The following is a 16,266-nucleotide window of genomic DNA, read 5'->3' as shown; positions in this document are numbered from 1 at the left end:
GAAACCCATCAGCTTTTTTTGTACAATAGTAAAAAAGCGTATAGAAACATTCATTTCACCATTAGTTTCTCCCACTAGGAGGGTTCCAATTGAAAAAAATTAAGTGGATTTTTGTCGTATTTGCAGTTTTCACAGCCACGTGCATGATGGGGATTGGTGTAGCTGTTGCTGAAAGCAGCCCTGCTGGAATCTTTGCTTGCATTGTCGCCCTGATTACGGTGATGGGCTTTGGATTTAAAACAAAGCGAAAAATGCGGGAAAAAGGAGAACTGTAGCAAAAACTGTTTCCTGCTTTTCAACAGAAAAAGATCGGCGCGTACCGATCTTTTTCGTTCTGTATGAAATATGTTGAACAGGTCTACAAATTTTCAGGCTGCAAGTAATTCGTCAATATTTGCTCGTGCAGCCCTGGTTTCGATACAAAAACAGGGCCAGCAGTAAGGAAGTCCAATTCTTCCCCTGTCAGTGTGGTCACCAAACCACCGAGTTCCTTTATAATAACTGCTCCTCCCGCAATATCCCATGGAGCCAGTCGCAAAGAAATGTAGGCGTCTATTCTTCCGGTTGCTACGTAAGCCATTTCGAGCGCTGCTGACCCATATGACCTCGTTCCTCTTATATCCTTGACCAGATTTGAAAGCAGCTTGTAATCAAATCGTTTGTTTTCCACCACCCATGATGGACTTATTCCGACGATCGCATTGCTGACAGGCACTTTTTCCAAATCGGGTATCTTTTTATCATTTAAATAAGCACCCTTGCCTTTTACGGCATGATAAAGTTCATTATGGACTACGTCATAAATTAACCCAATCACTCCCACTCCGTTTTCATATATTCCGATTGATATTGCAAAATTCCGCTGCTGATGAATAAAATTCATCGTTCCATCAATAGGATCAATAATCCAGACAACTCCAGCGTGCTTGTTCAGCTTGTCACCGTAACCTTCTTCCCCTAGTATTTTATGCTCCGGATATGTAGCGTTTATTTTTCCAATAAAAAATTGCTCTGTTTCTTTATCAATATTTGTAACAAGGTCATTTGGGTTTGATTTTGTTTGGATATCGAGCGTTTTCGGAAAAGAAGCACGGATTCTTTCTGCAGCTTCGTTTATCCATGTCTTCGCATTGTTATCGACTTCATGCCAGTTTGTCATCGTCTTCCTCCAATGGATTTTCTTATCTTGTTGATCTCCTTAGTGTATCAATAGCTTATCGCTTATCAGAATTCCATTCAAGCTTTAGCCTTCCCAATAAGGCCGGACTTGAACGACAAAAACAATAAACGAACCCCAAATTAACCAGGAGTTCGTTATCAGTAATTCGCTATATTCGGCTTCGTTATTTTCATCCGTCCAACAAATCCCCTTATAAGTTTGCAAAATTTATAAAGCTTTTAGCCTTAGCAGCTCCTGCCTAATGCGCTCAAGTTTCTTTTTGCATTCTGTCTTTTTTGTTTCGTTTTTTTCACGGATCGCATCATAAAGGGTTGCCAGTTCATAATCCATCTCCATCTTCAACACAGCTGTTCTTTCCTTTTCTACCCCTTTTTTACGAGTTGAATTAATTAGTTGTTTCACTGTACTACACCCCTTCCAAGTTATAAAATTGGCCATTCTGATTAGTAGTAATCTATTGTATGAATCAACTGTCGAAGTTGCAACAAATATGTGCTTAAATTATATTTTGTTACAGCTTAGGCTCAAACATTTACTGTTTTTTCACGGTTATGCTACAATATTTGACAAAGATCAAGGAGGTTTATCTCATGTCATTTACCGGCTTTTCGACAGAAGATTTTGCTGTGTTTACGATAAATGGGCTTGATGAGCGAATGGAAAAATTAAAGCAGCACGTCCGTCCAAAATTGGAGGATTTAGGCTCGCATTTTGCTCCGACCCTCTCTTCTTTGACAGGCGATGAAATGTTTGCTCATGTTGCCAAACACGCCCGCCGTACAAAGAATCCGCCCGCTGATACATGGGTAGCTTTTGCTGCTAATCCAAGAGGATATAAAATGCTTCCCCATTTTCAAATCGGCTTGTGGGAAACCCATTTATTCATCTGGTTTGCGTTAATTTATGAGGCTCCCGACAAAGAAGCCTACGGCGAAAAGCTTTCCGGAAATATTGATGTTATTTCAAAGAGCATCCCCGGAGATTTCGTCTGGTCCACTGATCATACAAAGCCTGATGCAATTCGTCATAAAGACTTATCAAAAGATGAGTTATTTTCCATGTTTGAACGTTTGCAAACGGTAAAGAAAGCCGAAATTCTGTGCGGACTGCATATTCCCAGGGACGAGACAATCGCCCTTGAACCTTCAGAACTGATAAATAAAATTGATACTGTGTTTAGAAAATTATTACCCTTATATAAAATGGCGTAAACCTAATCACGCCTTTCCGGCAATAACAGAAAAAGCATCGGCATACAAGTGCCGATGCTTTTTCCTCTAACCCATTTTAATTCTTTCGCCGGATGACCTTTCTTTTACAAGTTTTATTGTTCTGTATGAAGAGTAACCGCTCATCTCTTCGAACTCGCCGCACAGCTTTTTTTCCTCTGCTTTACTTGGGACAATTTCCTTAAAACGGCGATATGCATTCAAAAGTTCATCACGGTCAACTCCTTTTTCGTATGCGAGTTCGACCTTCTCAAAAAATTTAATGACATCGACGATTTCTTCTGTTGACCAATTATAGTCGATCGGATATTGATATTCCATTCATGTTCACCTGCTTTTGTTTTCTTAAACATAATACATTTAGTGTAAATCTGGCCAATCCTTGTAGTTAATTTCCCCACTTGGCGCGGATTTCCTCCCCTTCTCTGATCATTCGTTCCAAAAGCTCACTTACGGTTGGAATATCGTTGATAAGTCCCATCACTTGACCGGCCCAGGCGAATCCCTCATCATCCCGGCCATCGTGGATATAGCGCATATTTGCCGTACCGCTTATAAAATCTTTTAACACTTCGTAGCCGGCACCTTCTCTTTCAAGCTCAACAATTCTGTTTGTCCATTCATTGGCAATCGCTCTGCCTGGCGCTCCCAGCGATCGTTTGATAACAACCGTATCATTTTCGGTCGCTTCGACAAGTTTCTTTTTGTATAGTTCGGAAGCATGAACACATTCCTTTGTTGCAATAAATCTAGTTCCCATTTCGATTCCTTCTGCACCAAGACTCAAAGCTGCCATTAATCCGCGGCCATCGCCGATCCCTCCTGACGCGATAACCGGAATCGATACCCGGTCAACGACCTGCGGGATCAGAACCATTGTTCCAATATCATGTCTGCCGAGATGTCCACCGCCTTCCTGACCGACAACCATCACTGCATCCGCACCAAGTTCTTCAGCTTTTTCTGCCTGCCTTCTTGCAGCGACGAGGACAAGCTTTTTTGTCGTGGTTCCTTGCAGCTGTTCAAAAATAGGCGCAGGATTGCCTCCCGTCATGCTGATCACCGGTACTTGTTCTTCCATAGCTGCCTCGACCATATGAGCAAAAGGCCTCCCGTGTTGACCGATCGCAAAATTAACGCCAAATGGCTTATTTGTCAACTTTTTTAGTTTTTTTATTTCCACTTTTAACGCTTCAGGGCTTTCCAAAGACATAGCTGTAATTTGCCCCAATCCTCCTGCGTTTGAAACCGCTGCAGCCAGCTCTGAATAAGCCAAATGGGCAAGCCCGCCCTGTATAATTGGATATTCGATTTCTAATAGATCTGTTACCCGCGTTTTCCAGTTCATTCCTTTACCTCCAATCACTTTTTACACCGTTTATTTATTTTAACAAATTAATATCCTCTCTTCTCGAAAAACTAATACAAAGCGGATTTTTACACTTTTCATGCAGGTAGCCTTAACGCTCTCCTTTGTTGGGTTGGCTCATCGTTTTCGCTATGCAAATCAGTATTTTTAGTGCTATAATTCATGTGTTTTATGACTGTGATTCTGTATAATTAAAGAGGTGTAGTTGAAAATTGTCACAAAAAGAAACTCCGCTTTTTAGCGGTTTATTGGAACATGCGAAAAAGAACCCTGTCCAATTCCATATTCCAGGACATAAAAAAGGGGCCGGAATTGATCCCGAATTTAGAGATTTTATTGGCGAAAACGCATTATCTATTGACTTGATTAATATCGGTCCACTCGATGATCTTCATCAACCAAAAGGAATTATTAAGGAAGCGCAGGATCTTGCGGCTCAGGCCTTTGGTGCAGACCATACATTTTTTTCCGTCCAGGGAACGAGCGGGGCAATTATGACGATGGTCATGGCCGTGTGCGGACCTGGAGATAAAATTATCGTTCCGAGAAACGTCCATAAATCAGTGATGTCAGCGATTGTTTTTTCAGGTGCAATCCCGATTTTCATCCATCCTGAAATTGATGAAAACCTTGGAATCTCGCATGGAATCACGACTGAATCAGTCTCGAAGGCGCTTCAGCAACACCCTGATTCAAAAGGCGTGTTAGTGATTAATCCAACATATTTTGGGATCTCCGCTGATTTAAAGAAAATCGTTGAAATTGCTCATGAATACAATGTACCGGTCCTTGTCGATGAAGCTCATGGGGTGCACATCCATTTTCACGATGAACTGCCACTGTCGGCTATGCAGGCAGGAGCAGATATGGCGGCGACGAGTGTTCATAAACTCGGGGGATCAATGACCCAGAGTTCAATCCTCAATATAAGGGAAGGGCTCGTTTCTCCAAAGCGGGTGCAAAGTATTTTAAGTATGTTGACGACTACGTCTACGTCTTATCTATTGCTCGCCTCTCTTGACGTTGCCCGGAAAAGGCTCGCTACAGAGGGAAAAGAGCTCATCGACAAAACGATCAAGCTCGCTCAATCGATCAGAGAGAGAATAAACGAAATAGATTGCTTACATTGTGTCGGAGAAGAAATTCTCGGTACGAAAGCGGCTTATGATTATGATCCGACGAAACTGATCATCTCTGTAAAAGAGCTTGGCTTAACCGGTTATGATGTGGAAATATGGCTTCGCGAAAATTACAATATCGAAGTGGAAATGTCCGATTTGTATAACATTCTCTGCCTTATTACTCCTGGGGATACGGAGAAAGAAGCAGAAATATTGGTGCGGGCTTTGCATCAATTATCCGAGCAATTTACGCACGGGGCAGAAAGAATTGAAGCACAAGTTCTGCTTCCTGATATTCCGTTGCTTGCCTTAACGCCTCGCGATGCTTTTTATGCAGACACTGAAGTCGTTCCCGTCGAAATGGCTGAGGGACGGATTATTGCCGAGTTTGCAATGGTTTATCCGCCGGGAATACCAATTTTTATTCCTGGTGAAATCATCACAAAGGAAAACCTGCGCTACATTGAAAAAAACGTCGAAGCAGGCTTGCCTGTCCAGGGACCGGAGGATTATGAACTAAAATCTTTCCGCGTCATTAAAGAACATAAAGCGATTCGCTAATCTAATTTTACGAATTTAACGAAATTGCGAAATGGCGGCTAGTTGAAAGATTCAAGTTCTTTCATGGCCGCCATTTTGATATGTACGAATTGCTCTACTTTGGTAATTTTGGACCATTCCCGCAAAAAAGAAGCACGCAATGTCTGCATGCTCCGTATCGATTATATTTTTATTCCTCGTCCAGATGCTCTCCGTCACAGCAGTGTCCCTTTGAATACAGAACAGTTACTTTTTCATCTTCAAAATGTTCAATAGTGGAGTTACAAGTTTGACAAACAATTGTACCCATTTACTCATCTCCTTTCAAATATTTTGAAAACGCTTTATAACCTTTGAAAATATAATAATATAACACAATTAAAATTTCAAGCCTAATTGTATGTCACATTTTATTTATTTTTTTAATTATGAAATAAATCTGATTGTCATTTTTTATAATCCCGCGAATAAGTATGACACATTGTTTAGAATAATGAATTCGGGGGAGATCATCGCTAAATAGTTCCATACAAAAAAAAGGCCTTAAAAAGGCCATCGACATGTTGTTATTCATATTGTGTTTCTAAAGAGGCACCGGGAAGGGCGTCCAGGAAAAATTCGGCTAAATCTTCCGCTTCCTTTTTATCCTTGATTCGAAAGGAATGCTGCAAATGTTCTGTATCTTCAAGATCTCTCGGGTCAAGGAGGGTTGACCTTCCTGTCTGCATGCAAACAACAAGCGGTTTTCCGAAAAACATATTCGTATACACGATCCCGAAATCATAGCGCGTTTCATCTGTTGTAAAACCAATAAAACGTACCTTCACCTTCTCGTGCTCATCATAAAGCTTTTCGAAAAGTTCCATATTAATCCTCCTCCTTTTATTTTTTGAATATTATTATAATTCAAAAAATATTTTTATTCAAGGTTTTTGTTGAATAACTTTCATAAAGTATTTCTTTAATTGAAAAACGAACAGTTATTTAGATTCATACAGTTATTCGTTTAGCAATCCTCCCGGTTTATTAACGACATTACATTCGTTTTTCGGTTTAGTTTAATACATTGTGAAATTTACTCGAGTTTACTACTTTTATTATATTCTGTTATTTGATTGTTATCAGTGCTAAAATTGAATAAAAAAGGACAATTGGGGGGATCAACCATGGCGGGTCACGCATATATAAAACTCGTTCCTTTAGCAGATAAAGAAAACGTTACCACCGAAGAAATAAAAGAGCTATTCGAATATTATAAAAGCATCACCGCTAAAACCGGAGACCAGCTTGACTGGAATTATCATGATTCAGCCTTTCCGTATGAAATCAAAGAAAAGCCTGATGCTGAAGGAAAATGGTTTTATCTTTATTCTAATCACGATCGCTACCATTCGATTTTACTTGGAGTTGATAAGGAAACAGTTGTTGAGAATGATAATGAACGGGAACAATCGTACATACAAGTCTCGTTATCCGAAGCCTCCACCTTTGGTGATAAAGGCAAAGCCAATGAATTTTGCAAATTCCTTGCCAAAAAACTGAAGGCCGAGTTGCATTTGTTCAACGGCCGAATCATGTACTATTATCCGAGAAAATAGAAAAGCTTTCAGGAGCAAAACAACCCCATTGGCTTCACCGAGGATGTTGTGCTCCTGTTTATTTTTGTTCTACTGAGTTTCTATTGTTGCTGGGTCAATGATACTGTAGCCTTTTTGTTGCAGCCCTGTTACGATGTTCTCGAGCGCTTCATTTGTCCACTGGCGGTCATGCATCAGCAAATTAGCACCATCGGCTAAAAGAGGTGTATTGACCATGACGTCAGCCAGGCTGTCGGCTGTTCTATAATCTGCTTCCCAATCAAAACCGTATGACCAATTCATAAGCACCATATTTTGTTCATCGACGATTTTTTTGCTGTAATCTGTATTTCCCCCGAAAGGTGCCCGAAAGAACTTGGGTCGTTCTCCGATCACGCCTTCTATTTTATTGTTTAATGAAACAATTTCCTCATACTGCTCCTGTTCGGAAAGCTCATTTAACTTTCGATGCGTGTTTGTATGGTTTCCGATCTGAAATCCGAGGCGATGTATTTCTCTCAATTGCTCTTCCTTTTCTGGTGTGTTTAGAAAATGTCCATTCACAAAGAAAATTGCTTTTACATTCAGTCGAGCTAATTTTCGTGCCATTTCCAGCGCATATTGATCAGGAGCATCATCGATGGTCATCAAGACGGCCGGCTGCGTGGGATTACCTGTTGTTTCAAGTGACCAATTGCTTTCATTTACCTTATAGTGCGGGACGTTTTCAGGAACCGAATTTTGATCGACCTCAACATTTGTTGCAACCGCCGGTTGCGGTTCATTATTTTGTATCAGTTTTTCTGTTGGCGATAAAGCTGTTTCTACGGGTTTATCAGTGCTTGTCTGCTCGTCGTTTGTTTGGCAGGCAGTCGTGGCAAAAATAATGAAAAGTAAAATTGCGGCCAGTTTATTCATGCCTGTCCCCTCTCTATCCCATCTCGTTTCCGTGATTCTTCCCGATTTTAAGGTGGGAAAATGCCCCCCGCCTTACTCTTGATATGCTAAACCTGTTGATTTCCCTAAATAAGTTGTTCCACTTTTTAATAGTTTGAAAACCTTTTTCGAAATTAAGTTTTCGTCTTAGTTTTTCTTATACAATAAGAATCATTGTTAACTGGAAGGATCCGTAAATGACCAGACTCAGGAAAGTAACCAGGAGGGTTTTTTTCGCAGATTTCATAAAAAAATTCCCAACAATGATCGCCAAATAGAAGAAAATGAAAAACATTAAAATATTGTATTCAGGATGGTCATGCTTTGACAACCATTCCAACAGCGTATATCCGCTCCACAAGATGAGCTGGAGCAAAATAACAGAATATACCTTCAATAAAAATCCCACTCCCTTCACTGATGTCCTAAAATGTCGCTGATATAAAATCCGGCAACCACTGCTATATTTTAAAGCCGTAGTCAAATCACGATTTTCCTGCCATTGCTGGATTATTAACGATATTATCTCCAGCTATTTGTAATATATGATGGTTGGGCAGCACTTATTTTTCAATTCTGTAACATTTAGGTGACAAGCAGAAAAACGGTATTTGCCTATGATAAAATACGGATTAATATGATGGACACGTTGGCAAGTCATGCGGATTATTTTATAAAGTGAGGCAAAAAGATGAAAGGGCTGGGATTCTGTTTATCTGTTTTTTTGTTGGTGCTGACTGCCTCTTGTACAAAAAGCGGGCCAAGTGATTCACTGTCATTAGGCGAGGGCGTCAAACAGATTGTCTTTTTTTCGAATGATACCGACTACACAGAAGAAGCTTCCTATTATGATGCACTGCTTGAGCTAAAGAAAGAGTTTCCCGTTGAAGTGGATAATATGATGGTTTTTTCTGAAGATAGTGCGAAGAGCTATTATCATGCCTTTCACATAGAACAATCGCCAGCGATTGTGATCGTTTATAATGACAAAGTCGTTGCCCAAGTAAAAGGTGATGTTTCAAAGGAGCAGATTATCCAGCCGCTTGAACAGGTGCTTTCCCAATAATAGTAAAGCCCTTTTCCTGGCGGAAAAGGGCTTTGTTTTTTTATTGTTATTTTAGAATGTGGATCGGGTTTCCTAAGGCGACTTCCGCTGCTTCCATGGTGATTTCACCAAGGGGTTGGGTGAGCATGAATCGTCATCGCCAGATCCTCTGCTGTCATTCCAGACTCGATTGCAAGACCAAGCTCTGCAATCATGTCTGATGCGTTGGCACCGGCAATTTGCGCACCGATGACAAGGCCATCTTCTTTACGTGTAACGAGCTTCAAAAATCCGTCTGTAGCGGCTAGAGCCAATGCGCGGCCGTTTGCAGCAAATGGGAACTTAGCGGCAATTACTTCAATTCCTTCTTCTTTTGCCTGCTGCTCCGTATATCCAACAGACGCTAGCTCAGGATCAGAGAATACAACCGCAGGAATTGCAAGGTAATCAATTTCAGAGTTGTGACCGGCGACCGCTTCAGCAGCAATTTTTCCTTCGTAAGAAGCTTTATGCGCTAGCGGTGGTCCTTCCACAACGTCTCCAATTGCAAAAATATTGCTTACGTTTGTACGGCATTGCTTATCAGTTTTAATAATGCCACGGTCAGTAAGCTGTACTCCTGCTTGTTCAAGACCAAGCTCATCCGTGTTTGGACGGCGACCAACCATTACAAATACGTAGTCTGCTTCGACTTGCTTTTCTTCGCCTTTTACTTCATAAGTAACAACGACACCGTCTTCTGTTTCTTGGACACCTTTAGCCATCGCTTTTGTGAAGATCTCAGCGCCTTTTTTCTTGAGATTGCGTTTTACAATAGAGGACATTTGCTTTTCAAAGCCGCCTAAAATTTCATCCGCACCTTCAAGAATTGTTACCTGTGTGCCAAAGTTCGCATACGCACCACCGAGCTCAGTACCAATATATCCGCCGCCAATCACGACAATTTTGTTTGGTATTTCTTCAAGAGCAAGAGCTCCGGTTGAATCAAGAACACGCTTTGAAAATTTAAAGGCAGGAATTTCGATTGGACGAGATCCTGTGGCAATAATGGCATTTTTAAACGTATACGTTTGTGCTGAATTTTCATCCATTACTCGAAGGGTGTTGGCATCAACAAAATACGCTTCACCGCGAACGATGTCGACTTTGTTGCCTTTTAGCAAGCCTTCAACACCGCCGGTAAGTTTTTTAACAACCCCGGCTTTCCATTGCTGGACTTTTGAAAAATCAACCTTGACGTTTTCAGCCGTGATTCCGATTGAATCAGAATGCTTTGCTGTTTCATAGCGATGTCCAGCCGCAATTAAGGCTTTTGACGGAATACAGCCAACATTCAAGCAAACTCCGCCCAGAGTTCCTTTTTCAACAATCGTTACCTTTTGTCCGAGCTGTGCAGCGCGAATCGCTGCAACATAGCCTCCCGGACCTGCACCAATGACTATAGTATCAGTCTCAATAGGAAAATCTCCAACTACCATTTATTACGCCTCCATTAACAAAAGTTCTGGATCGTTCAACAAACGCTTAATATGGTTAAGAGCATGCTGAGCAGTTGCACCGTCAATCATTCGATGGTCAAAGCTTAAAGATAATGCCAATACCGGAGCTGCGACAATTTCACCGTCTTTTACAACAGGTTTCTCAGCAATGCGGCCAACACCGAGGATCGCAACCTCTGGATGGTTAATAACCGGGGTAAACCATTGCCCACCCGCAGATCCAATGTTTGAAATTGTGCAAGATGCACCTTTCATTTCATTAGGGGCTAATTTACCGTCCCGTGCTTTTCCAGCAAGCTCATTAATGTCGTTCGAAATTGTAAATACAGACTTGCGGTCAGCATCTTTCACGACTGGAACAAGCAAACCTTTCTCAGTGTCAGCTGCAATTCCGATATTATAGTAATGCTTGTGAATAATTTCGTTTGTGTCATCATCCAGTGAAGTATTGAGAGCCGGGTACTCACGCAATGCACTTGTAAGTGCTTTTACCACATATGGAAGGAAAGTAAGCTTAATTCCCTTATCCGCAGCAACTTGTTTAAATTTCTTGCGGTGCGCCACCAATTTCGTTACATCCACTTCATCCATTAACGTTACGTGCGGAGCAGTATGCTTGGAGTGTACCATAGCTTTTGCAATGGCCCTGCGAATCCCGCTCATTTTTTCGCGTGTTTCTGGATATTGTCCTTGTGGAACAACTGCTGCTGCTTTTTGCTCTGCTTCTGGTGCTGCTGCTTCTGCCTGTTGCGGTGCTGCTGGGGTTTCAGCTCTTGCCTGTCCACCATTTTGGAAGGAAGTGATGTCTTCCTTTAGTACTCGGCCATTTTTCCCAGATCCGGACACCTGGCGGATATCGACACCGTTGTCACGTGCAAACTTACGCACCGATGGCATCGCAACCACACGGCGGTTCGGGTCAACTTCTGTTTCCGCTTGTACCTGGGCTCCGGCTCCGGTAGCTCCCGCCTGTGCTTCTTGTGGCGCCGCTTCTTTTTTAATATCCTGACCTGCCTCTAAAGTTGATTGTACCTGGGCTTCTGTTTTTTCTTCAGCTTTAGGTGCCTCCTCGTCATGGTCGCCTTTAAACTTAAGGTCTTCGTATCCAGGTGCATCAAAGGTAACAAGCACCTGACCAACAGTAGCTACTGTTCCCTCATCCACTAAAATTTCTTCAACCGTACCAGTTACCGGGGAAGGAATTTCCACGACCGCTTTATCGTTCTGCACTTCACACAGTATGTCGTCTTCTTGTACTTTATCGCCGGCTTTGACGAACCATTTGACGATTTCACCTTCATGAATACCTTCACCAATGTCAGGTAATCTAAATTGGAATGCCACTGGAATCTACCTCCTATTATTACGTTCCACACAGTTTAGTAAATCATGTGACGAAGAAAAATAGGCTCGCCTACTTTCCCCCGGATCTACATTTGATTAGAGTGAATTTCATAAAGCAATCTTTAATTAACACGAACAGTTATTTAAAATGATAATACTTTGTTAGCCGTGTCAATGATATCTTTATAATTTGGCAGCCATACTGCTTCTGCCTGTGAAAAAGCAAAAACGGTATCTGGTGCAGTTACGCGCAATACAGGTGCCTCAAGGTTTAGAATCGCACGGTCATTGATTTCAGCTACAATGTTTGCACCAACACCCGCTTGCCTTTGTGCTTCTTGGACGACAATTGCTCGGCCTGTTTTCTCAACGGAAGCAACAATCGCTTCGATATCAATAGGAGCAACTGTCCGCAAGTCGATTACTTCAACAGAATGGCCTTCTTTTGCCAACTCTTCTGCAGCCTTTAATGATTCTTGAACCATTGCTCCATAAGTAACAATCGTCAAATCTGTTCCTTCCCGTTTCACATCCGCTTTTCCTAACGGAATCGTGTACTCTTCTTCAGGAACTTCCTGACGGAAAGAACGATAAAGCTTCATGTGTTCCAAAAAGATGACCGGGTCGTTGTCGCGAATAGCGGAAATCAATAAACCTTTTGCATCATATGGAGTTGACGGAATTACGACCTTCAAGCCAGGCTGCTGCACCATTAAGCCTTCAAGGCTGTCTGCATGAAGTTCAGGTGTATGGACACCGCCACCGAATGGTGAACGGATCGTAACCGGTGAATGATAACGGCCGCCGGAACGGTAGCGCATCCTTGCCATTTGGCCGGAAATGGAATCCATTACTTCAAAAACGAAACCGAAAAACTGAATTTCCATAACGGGACGGAAGCCTTGTAAACCTAGTCCAATCGCTAAACCGCCGATTCCGGATTCTGCAAGCGGAGTATCAAATACGCGGTCTTCGCCGAATTCTTTCTGAAGGCCTTCGGTCGCCCGGAACACACCGCCGTTTACACCGACATCTTCACCGAATACTAACACATCCGGATCATTGCGCAATTCAGTGCGCAGTGCATCGGTGATTGCTTGAATCATTGTCATTTGCGCCATGGCTTATTTCGACTCCTTTTCTTTATAAATGTCATATTGTTCTTTTAAATTATTTGGCAATTCTTCATACATATTCGAAATTAAGTCTGTAACGGTTTGTTTAGGGGTATCATCCGCTTTTTTAATCGCTTCTTTGATATCCTCTTTCGCATTTTCAATTACTTCATTTTCCATTTCTTCGTTCCAGATTCCTTTTTTGTCGAGGAATTTACGGAACCGGACAAGCGGATCTTTTCTTTCCCACTCGTTATCAAGATCGGTTGTACGGTAACGAGTCGGATCATCACCCGCCATCGTATGCGGACCATAACGGTAAGTTAATGTTTCAACTAATGTCGGCCCTTCTCCGTTAATCGCACGCTCGCGAGCTTCACGAACGGCAACATAAACTGCCAACGGATCCATCCCGTCTACTTGTATACCCGGAATTCCCGCTGCAACTGCTTTTTGCGCGATAGTTTTCGCTGCTGATTGTTTTTCAACAGGAGTAGAAATAGCAAATCGGTTATTTTGAACAACGAAAATAGCCGGAGCTTTAAATGCACCTGCAAAGTTCATTCCTTCATAGAAATCTCCCTGGGAAGCACCACCGTCTCCTGTATACGTAATCGCAACAGACTTTTGTTTGCGCTTTTTCATTCCGAGTGCAACACCGGCAGCCTGAACGATCTGGGCACCGATAATGATCTGCGGAGATATGACATTAACTCCTTCAGGGATTTGGTTGCCTTTAAAATGGCCGCGTGAAAACAAGAATGCCTGATAAAGCGGAAGTCCATGCCAAATCATTTGCGGCACATCACGATATCCCGGCAAAATAAAGTCTTCTTTCTCAAGTGCGAATTGAGAAGCCAACTGAGAAGCTTCCTGACCCGCTGTAGGTGCATAGAACCCAAGGCGGCCCTGGCGATTCAAGGAAATCGAACGCTGGTCAAGAATCCGCGTATATACCATCCTGCGCATTAATTCTTGTAGCTGCTCATCGCTTAATTGTGGCATTGCCGCCTCATTTACGACTTCCCCATCTTCATTTAAAATTTGAAGCATCGAAAATTGCTCTTCTGTTTTCTCAAGTTGCTTTTCAGCTTCGAATAGCGCTTTATTCGTTTTAGAAGCCATTTGAGTCACCTCTTCCTTTCATTAAAAAAATCATAATATTAAGGGCAAATTTTACTACTATAGCATACCCAATGTCACTAACATTAGGTGCTGCGCTTGCTCTCTTGAAGATAAAGGGCTTTCAAAAACCAACAGTGAACAGCCAGGTAAAGCGGTAAATCTGGAAAGTTATAAAAAGACCTCTACATAGTTTTCCACAAACTCCGGTTATAAAACACTATCTGTTCTTTTCGTGCCCAACTTATTCTGTATCAATTCACTTTACATTTATATTGATACAATAATCTTCATATGGTTTTTAGTTTACACTATGTAAAACTACCGAGTCAATTACTTTGATTTAAGTTTTATACCTTAAACATCGTATTAAAGTTCTTCTCTATTTTATTAACTGTATCACTTAAATAAAATCATCTGTACTATAAAAATGGATTTTTTAAATTTGTGTTATAATAAAGAAGGAATCCATTTAATTAGAGAATCATTATAAACACAAACAGGGAGATTGACCCACGTCAATCTCCCTGTTTTTCTATTCCTCGATTCCGAGCCCGGCTGTCTCATAAAATTTCCGCTTCGAATCATTATAATCTTCTGTGTACGTATTAAATTGTTCATTTGTTTCCAATACTTTTTTGTAAGTAGCATTGATTTTATTGATTTGTTCCTCAAGCTTCTCAATTGTCAGGTCTTCCTGTTTGAACATTTCATACAATTCTCTGTCGTATCCGAGTCCGTTTGAGTAGTTCTCGGCCAAAACCCGGTGGGCATCATACCTTTTTTGCATAGTGCCGTATAGATCGTCCGCCTGTTTTTTCAATTCTTTATCGTCAATGTCTTCGATTATGCGTTCAAGCTTTTGAAACTCTTTTTCAGAAGCATTGATGCTTTTAACCTCAGCTTCCATATGTTTTTTTCTTTTATCCACAATCGTTAATGCCTGGTCCGACAGATTAACAATTTGATCGTATTCTTTCATTCCAAGTTCGATCATTTTCCCGTACAGTTCTTTTTCTTCTTTTTCGAGCTTCAATAACGGTTCTTGTTGTTTTTCAAAGCTATCCTCAAGCGCAACAACCTTCTCCATGATTTCATACATTTTCTCTGGTGCCGATTGCTGTCCCAGACAGCCAGCGAGCAGCACAGCCGCGGTCAAGTAAATAGCCGCAAGCCAGACAGTTTTTCTATTAAACATTTGGCTCCCCCCAACCTATTTATTACTATATCGATTGACCAGTTTTTTTACAATAGCCGGCAGTCTAATCGACATATTAAAGATATTCACCTATAATGAAAATCAATCCAAGACTCGGTAGAAAGAGTCCGTTTTTATTAGTGAGCAGTTAATTAGTTGAAGAATTAATAATGCTTAATCATAAAATAATTTTACTGAGTAAATTTCACAATGTATTAAGAGCTGACCGAAAAACGAATTAAATTGTTTTAATAAACCAGGAGGATTCAGTATGTCTTAATTTTAAATAATTGTTCGTTTTTAAATTAAAGAAATGCTTGATGAAATTTATTCACTAAAAGTAAATTAAGGGTCATGGGAGTGAAAATAACATGATAACAATGGATGACATCATTCGGGACGGCCATCCGGGACTGCGCCAAGTAGCTGAGGAAGTTCAGATGCCACCATCCGAAGAGGATATAAATATATTGAACAGCCTGATGGAATATGTGAAAAACAGCCAGGATCCTGAAATTTCCGCCCGCTATAATTTACGCCCGGGAATCGGCCTTGCAGCTCCGCAGATTAATGTAATGAAAAGAATGATTGCAGTGAACGTCACCGATGAAAAAGGTGAATTGTACAGCTACGCTTTATTCAATCCGAAAATTGTCAGCCACTCGGTTGAGAAGTCATACTTAACTGCCGGTGAAGGATGCCTGTCAGTGGATGAACCGATTCCCGGCTATGTACCAAGATATGCAAGAGTTACAGTAAAAGGCTATGATATCGACGGTACAGCGGTCAAGTTACGACTAAAAGGATTGGTAGCAATCGTCTTCCAGCACGAAATCGATCATTTAAACGGGATCATGTTTTATGACCATATCGATAAAAAAGATCCGTATAAAATCATCGAAAATGCAATCCCGATTGAAAGATAATCTAGCCGGGGTTAAAAACTAAAGGGACTGGCAAAGAGGCGTTATCTTTTCCAGTCCCTTACTTT

At 41.3% G+C, this 16,266-nt stretch carries 17 protein-coding genes and 1 pseudogene; 6 read left to right on the top strand and 12 right to left on the bottom strand.

All coding sequences use genetic code 11. The features are described from left to right. Positions 1-89 precede the first annotated feature (89 nt). A complete protein-coding gene (locus CU635_RS07085) occupies positions 90-275 on the top strand; it encodes a YlaF family protein (protein ID WP_101576471.1) in 186 nt (61 codons plus the stop codon). An 83-nt stretch (positions 276-358) separates the two neighbouring features. Here the strand turns inward: CU635_RS07085 and CU635_RS07080 are convergent, their stop codons facing one another. Then, positions 359-1,159, bottom strand: coding sequence for an inositol monophosphatase family protein (locus CU635_RS07080; protein WP_101576470.1), 801 nt, complete (start codon positions 1,157-1,159; stop codon positions 359-361). 228 nt (positions 1,160-1,387) lie between these two features. Beyond that, complete coding sequence (locus CU635_RS07075) at positions 1,388-1,582, bottom strand: hypothetical protein (RefSeq protein ID WP_101576469.1); 195 nt, start codon at positions 1,580-1,582, stop codon at positions 1,388-1,390. 188 nt (positions 1,583-1,770) lie between these two features. Here CU635_RS07075 and CU635_RS07070 point away from each other — a divergent pair, with 188 nt between their 5' ends. Beyond that, positions 1,771-2,391, top strand: a complete 621-nt coding sequence (locus CU635_RS07070) for a YktB family protein (RefSeq protein ID WP_101576468.1) — start codon at positions 1,771-1,773, stop codon at positions 2,389-2,391. A 66-nt stretch (positions 2,392-2,457) separates the two neighbouring features. Here CU635_RS07070 and CU635_RS07065 read toward each other — a convergent pair whose 3' ends face one another. Together CU635_RS07065 and CU635_RS07060 are read right to left on the bottom strand one after the other, a co-directional pair. Then, on the bottom strand, positions 2,458-2,730 hold the full coding sequence (locus CU635_RS07065) for a UPF0223 family protein (RefSeq protein ID WP_101576467.1): 273 nt from the start codon (positions 2,728-2,730) through the stop codon (positions 2,458-2,460). Between the two features lie 67 nt (positions 2,731-2,797). Then, complete coding sequence (locus CU635_RS07060) at positions 2,798-3,757, bottom strand: NAD(P)H-dependent flavin oxidoreductase (protein ID WP_101576466.1); 960 nt, start codon at positions 3,755-3,757, stop codon at positions 2,798-2,800. Positions 3,758-3,990: 233 nt separating this feature from the next. Here CU635_RS07060 and CU635_RS07055 point away from each other — a divergent pair, with 233 nt between their 5' ends. Continuing rightward, positions 3,991-5,460: an aminotransferase class I/II-fold pyridoxal phosphate-dependent enzyme gene (locus CU635_RS07055; RefSeq protein WP_101576465.1), complete on the top strand. Its 1,470-nt coding sequence runs from the start codon at positions 3,991-3,993 to the stop codon at positions 5,458-5,460. A 169-nt stretch (positions 5,461-5,629) separates the two neighbouring features. Here CU635_RS07055 and CU635_RS07050 read toward each other — a convergent pair whose 3' ends face one another. Next, positions 5,630-5,749: a GapA-binding peptide SR1P gene (locus CU635_RS07050; RefSeq protein ID WP_101576464.1), complete on the bottom strand. Its 120-nt coding sequence runs from the start codon at positions 5,747-5,749 to the stop codon at positions 5,630-5,632. A 256-nt stretch (positions 5,750-6,005) separates the two neighbouring features. Continuing rightward, positions 6,006-6,305: a DUF3055 domain-containing protein gene (locus tag CU635_RS07045; RefSeq protein WP_101576463.1), complete on the bottom strand. Its 300-nt coding sequence runs from the start codon at positions 6,303-6,305 to the stop codon at positions 6,006-6,008. Between the two features lie 300 nt (positions 6,306-6,605). Here CU635_RS07045 and CU635_RS07040 point away from each other — a divergent pair, with 300 nt between their 5' ends. After that, positions 6,606-7,037 (top strand): DUF1885 family protein, encoded by a 432-nt coding sequence (locus CU635_RS07040; protein ID WP_101576462.1) that lies wholly within the window; start codon positions 6,606-6,608, stop codon positions 7,035-7,037. A gap of 69 nt (positions 7,038-7,106) precedes the next feature. On the opposite strand, the gene CU635_RS07035 is transcribed toward CU635_RS07040, so the two are convergent. After that, entirely contained in the window at positions 7,107-7,934 is an 828-nt protein-coding gene (locus CU635_RS07035; protein ID WP_101576461.1) for a polysaccharide deacetylase family protein, read from the bottom strand. Positions 7,935-8,643: 709 nt separating this feature from the next. Here CU635_RS07035 and CU635_RS07025 point away from each other — a divergent pair. Beyond that, on the top strand, positions 8,644-9,018 hold the full coding sequence (locus CU635_RS07025; RefSeq protein WP_101576459.1) for a small peptidoglycan-associated lipoprotein: 375 nt from the start codon (positions 8,644-8,646) through the stop codon (positions 9,016-9,018). A gap of 46 nt (positions 9,019-9,064) precedes the next feature. On the opposite strand, the pseudogene lpdA reads toward CU635_RS07025, so the two are convergent. The 5 genes and pseudogenes from lpdA to CU635_RS07000 all read right to left on the bottom strand — a co-directional run bounded on the left by lpdA (position 9,065) and on the right by CU635_RS07000 (position 15,275). After that, positions 9,065-10,475: pseudogene (gene lpdA, locus CU635_RS07020) on the bottom strand (dihydrolipoyl dehydrogenase). Positions 10,476-10,478: 3 nt separating this feature from the next. Further along, positions 10,479-11,840 carry a dihydrolipoamide acetyltransferase family protein gene (locus CU635_RS07015; protein WP_101576458.1) on the bottom strand — a complete coding sequence of 454 codons (1,362 nt, stop codon included), beginning with the start codon at positions 11,838-11,840 and terminating at the stop codon, positions 10,479-10,481. Positions 11,841-11,983: 143 nt separating this feature from the next. Further along, the gene (locus CU635_RS07010; RefSeq protein ID WP_101576457.1) at positions 11,984-12,961 is read right to left on the bottom strand and encodes an alpha-ketoacid dehydrogenase subunit beta; all 978 of its coding nucleotides are present in this window, start codon (positions 12,959-12,961) and stop codon (positions 11,984-11,986) included. A gap of 3 nt (positions 12,962-12,964) precedes the next feature. Next, the gene (pdhA, locus tag CU635_RS07005; RefSeq protein WP_101576456.1) at positions 12,965-14,080 is read right to left on the bottom strand and encodes a pyruvate dehydrogenase (acetyl-transferring) E1 component subunit alpha; all 1,116 of its coding nucleotides are present in this window, start codon (positions 14,078-14,080) and stop codon (positions 12,965-12,967) included. A 532-nt stretch (positions 14,081-14,612) separates the two neighbouring features. Further along, positions 14,613-15,275 (bottom strand): YkyA family protein, encoded by a 663-nt coding sequence (locus tag CU635_RS07000; protein WP_101576455.1) that lies wholly within the window; start codon positions 15,273-15,275, stop codon positions 14,613-14,615. 371 nt (positions 15,276-15,646) lie between these two features. Between CU635_RS07000 and def the strand changes: the two genes are divergently transcribed. Then, entirely contained in the window at positions 15,647-16,201 is a 555-nt protein-coding gene (gene def / locus CU635_RS06995) for a peptide deformylase (protein ID WP_101576454.1), read from the top strand. Positions 16,202-16,266: the final 65 nt, after the last annotated feature.

The organism is Bacillus canaveralius, assembly GCF_002860125.1.
Lineage (GTDB): Bacteria > Bacillota > Bacilli > Bacillales > Cytobacillaceae > Bacillus_BJ > Bacillus_BJ canaveralius.
The sequence above is the reverse complement of the archived record's forward strand: the minus strand, read 5'-3'. Positions and strand labels throughout refer to the sequence as shown.

Coding starts and splice junctions, on each gene's coding strand:
- CU635_RS07060 (WP_101576466.1), bottom strand. CDS start 3,757: ATGAACTGGAAAACGCGGGTAACAGATCTATTAGAAATCGAATATCCA.
- CU635_RS07065 (WP_101576467.1), bottom strand. CDS start 2,730: ATGGAATATCAATATCCGATCGACTATAATTGGTCAACAGAAGAAATC.
- pdhA (WP_101576456.1), bottom strand. CDS start 14,080: ATGGCTTCTAAAACGAATAAAGCGCTATTCGAAGCTGAAAAGCAACTT.
- CU635_RS07010 (WP_101576457.1), bottom strand. CDS start 12,961: ATGGCGCAAATGACAATGATTCAAGCAATCACCGATGCACTGCGCACT.
- CU635_RS07045 (WP_101576463.1), bottom strand. CDS start 6,305: ATGGAACTTTTCGAAAAGCTTTATGATGAGCACGAGAAGGTGAAGGTA.
- CU635_RS07050 (WP_101576464.1), bottom strand. CDS start 5,749: ATGGGTACAATTGTTTGTCAAACTTGTAACTCCACTATTGAACATTTT.
- CU635_RS07025 (WP_101576459.1), top strand. CDS start 8,644: ATGAAAGGGCTGGGATTCTGTTTATCTGTTTTTTTGTTGGTGCTGACT.
- CU635_RS07040 (WP_101576462.1), top strand. CDS start 6,606: ATGGCGGGTCACGCATATATAAAACTCGTTCCTTTAGCAGATAAAGAA.
- CU635_RS07000 (WP_101576455.1), bottom strand. CDS start 15,275: ATGTTTAATAGAAAAACTGTCTGGCTTGCGGCTATTTACTTGACCGCG.
- CU635_RS07080 (WP_101576470.1), bottom strand. CDS start 1,159: ATGACAAACTGGCATGAAGTCGATAACAATGCGAAGACATGGATAAAC.
- def (WP_101576454.1), top strand. CDS start 15,647: ATGATAACAATGGATGACATCATTCGGGACGGCCATCCGGGACTGCGC.
- CU635_RS07035 (WP_101576461.1), bottom strand. CDS start 7,934: ATGAATAAACTGGCCGCAATTTTACTTTTCATTATTTTTGCCACGACT.
- CU635_RS07070 (WP_101576468.1), top strand. CDS start 1,771: ATGTCATTTACCGGCTTTTCGACAGAAGATTTTGCTGTGTTTACGATA.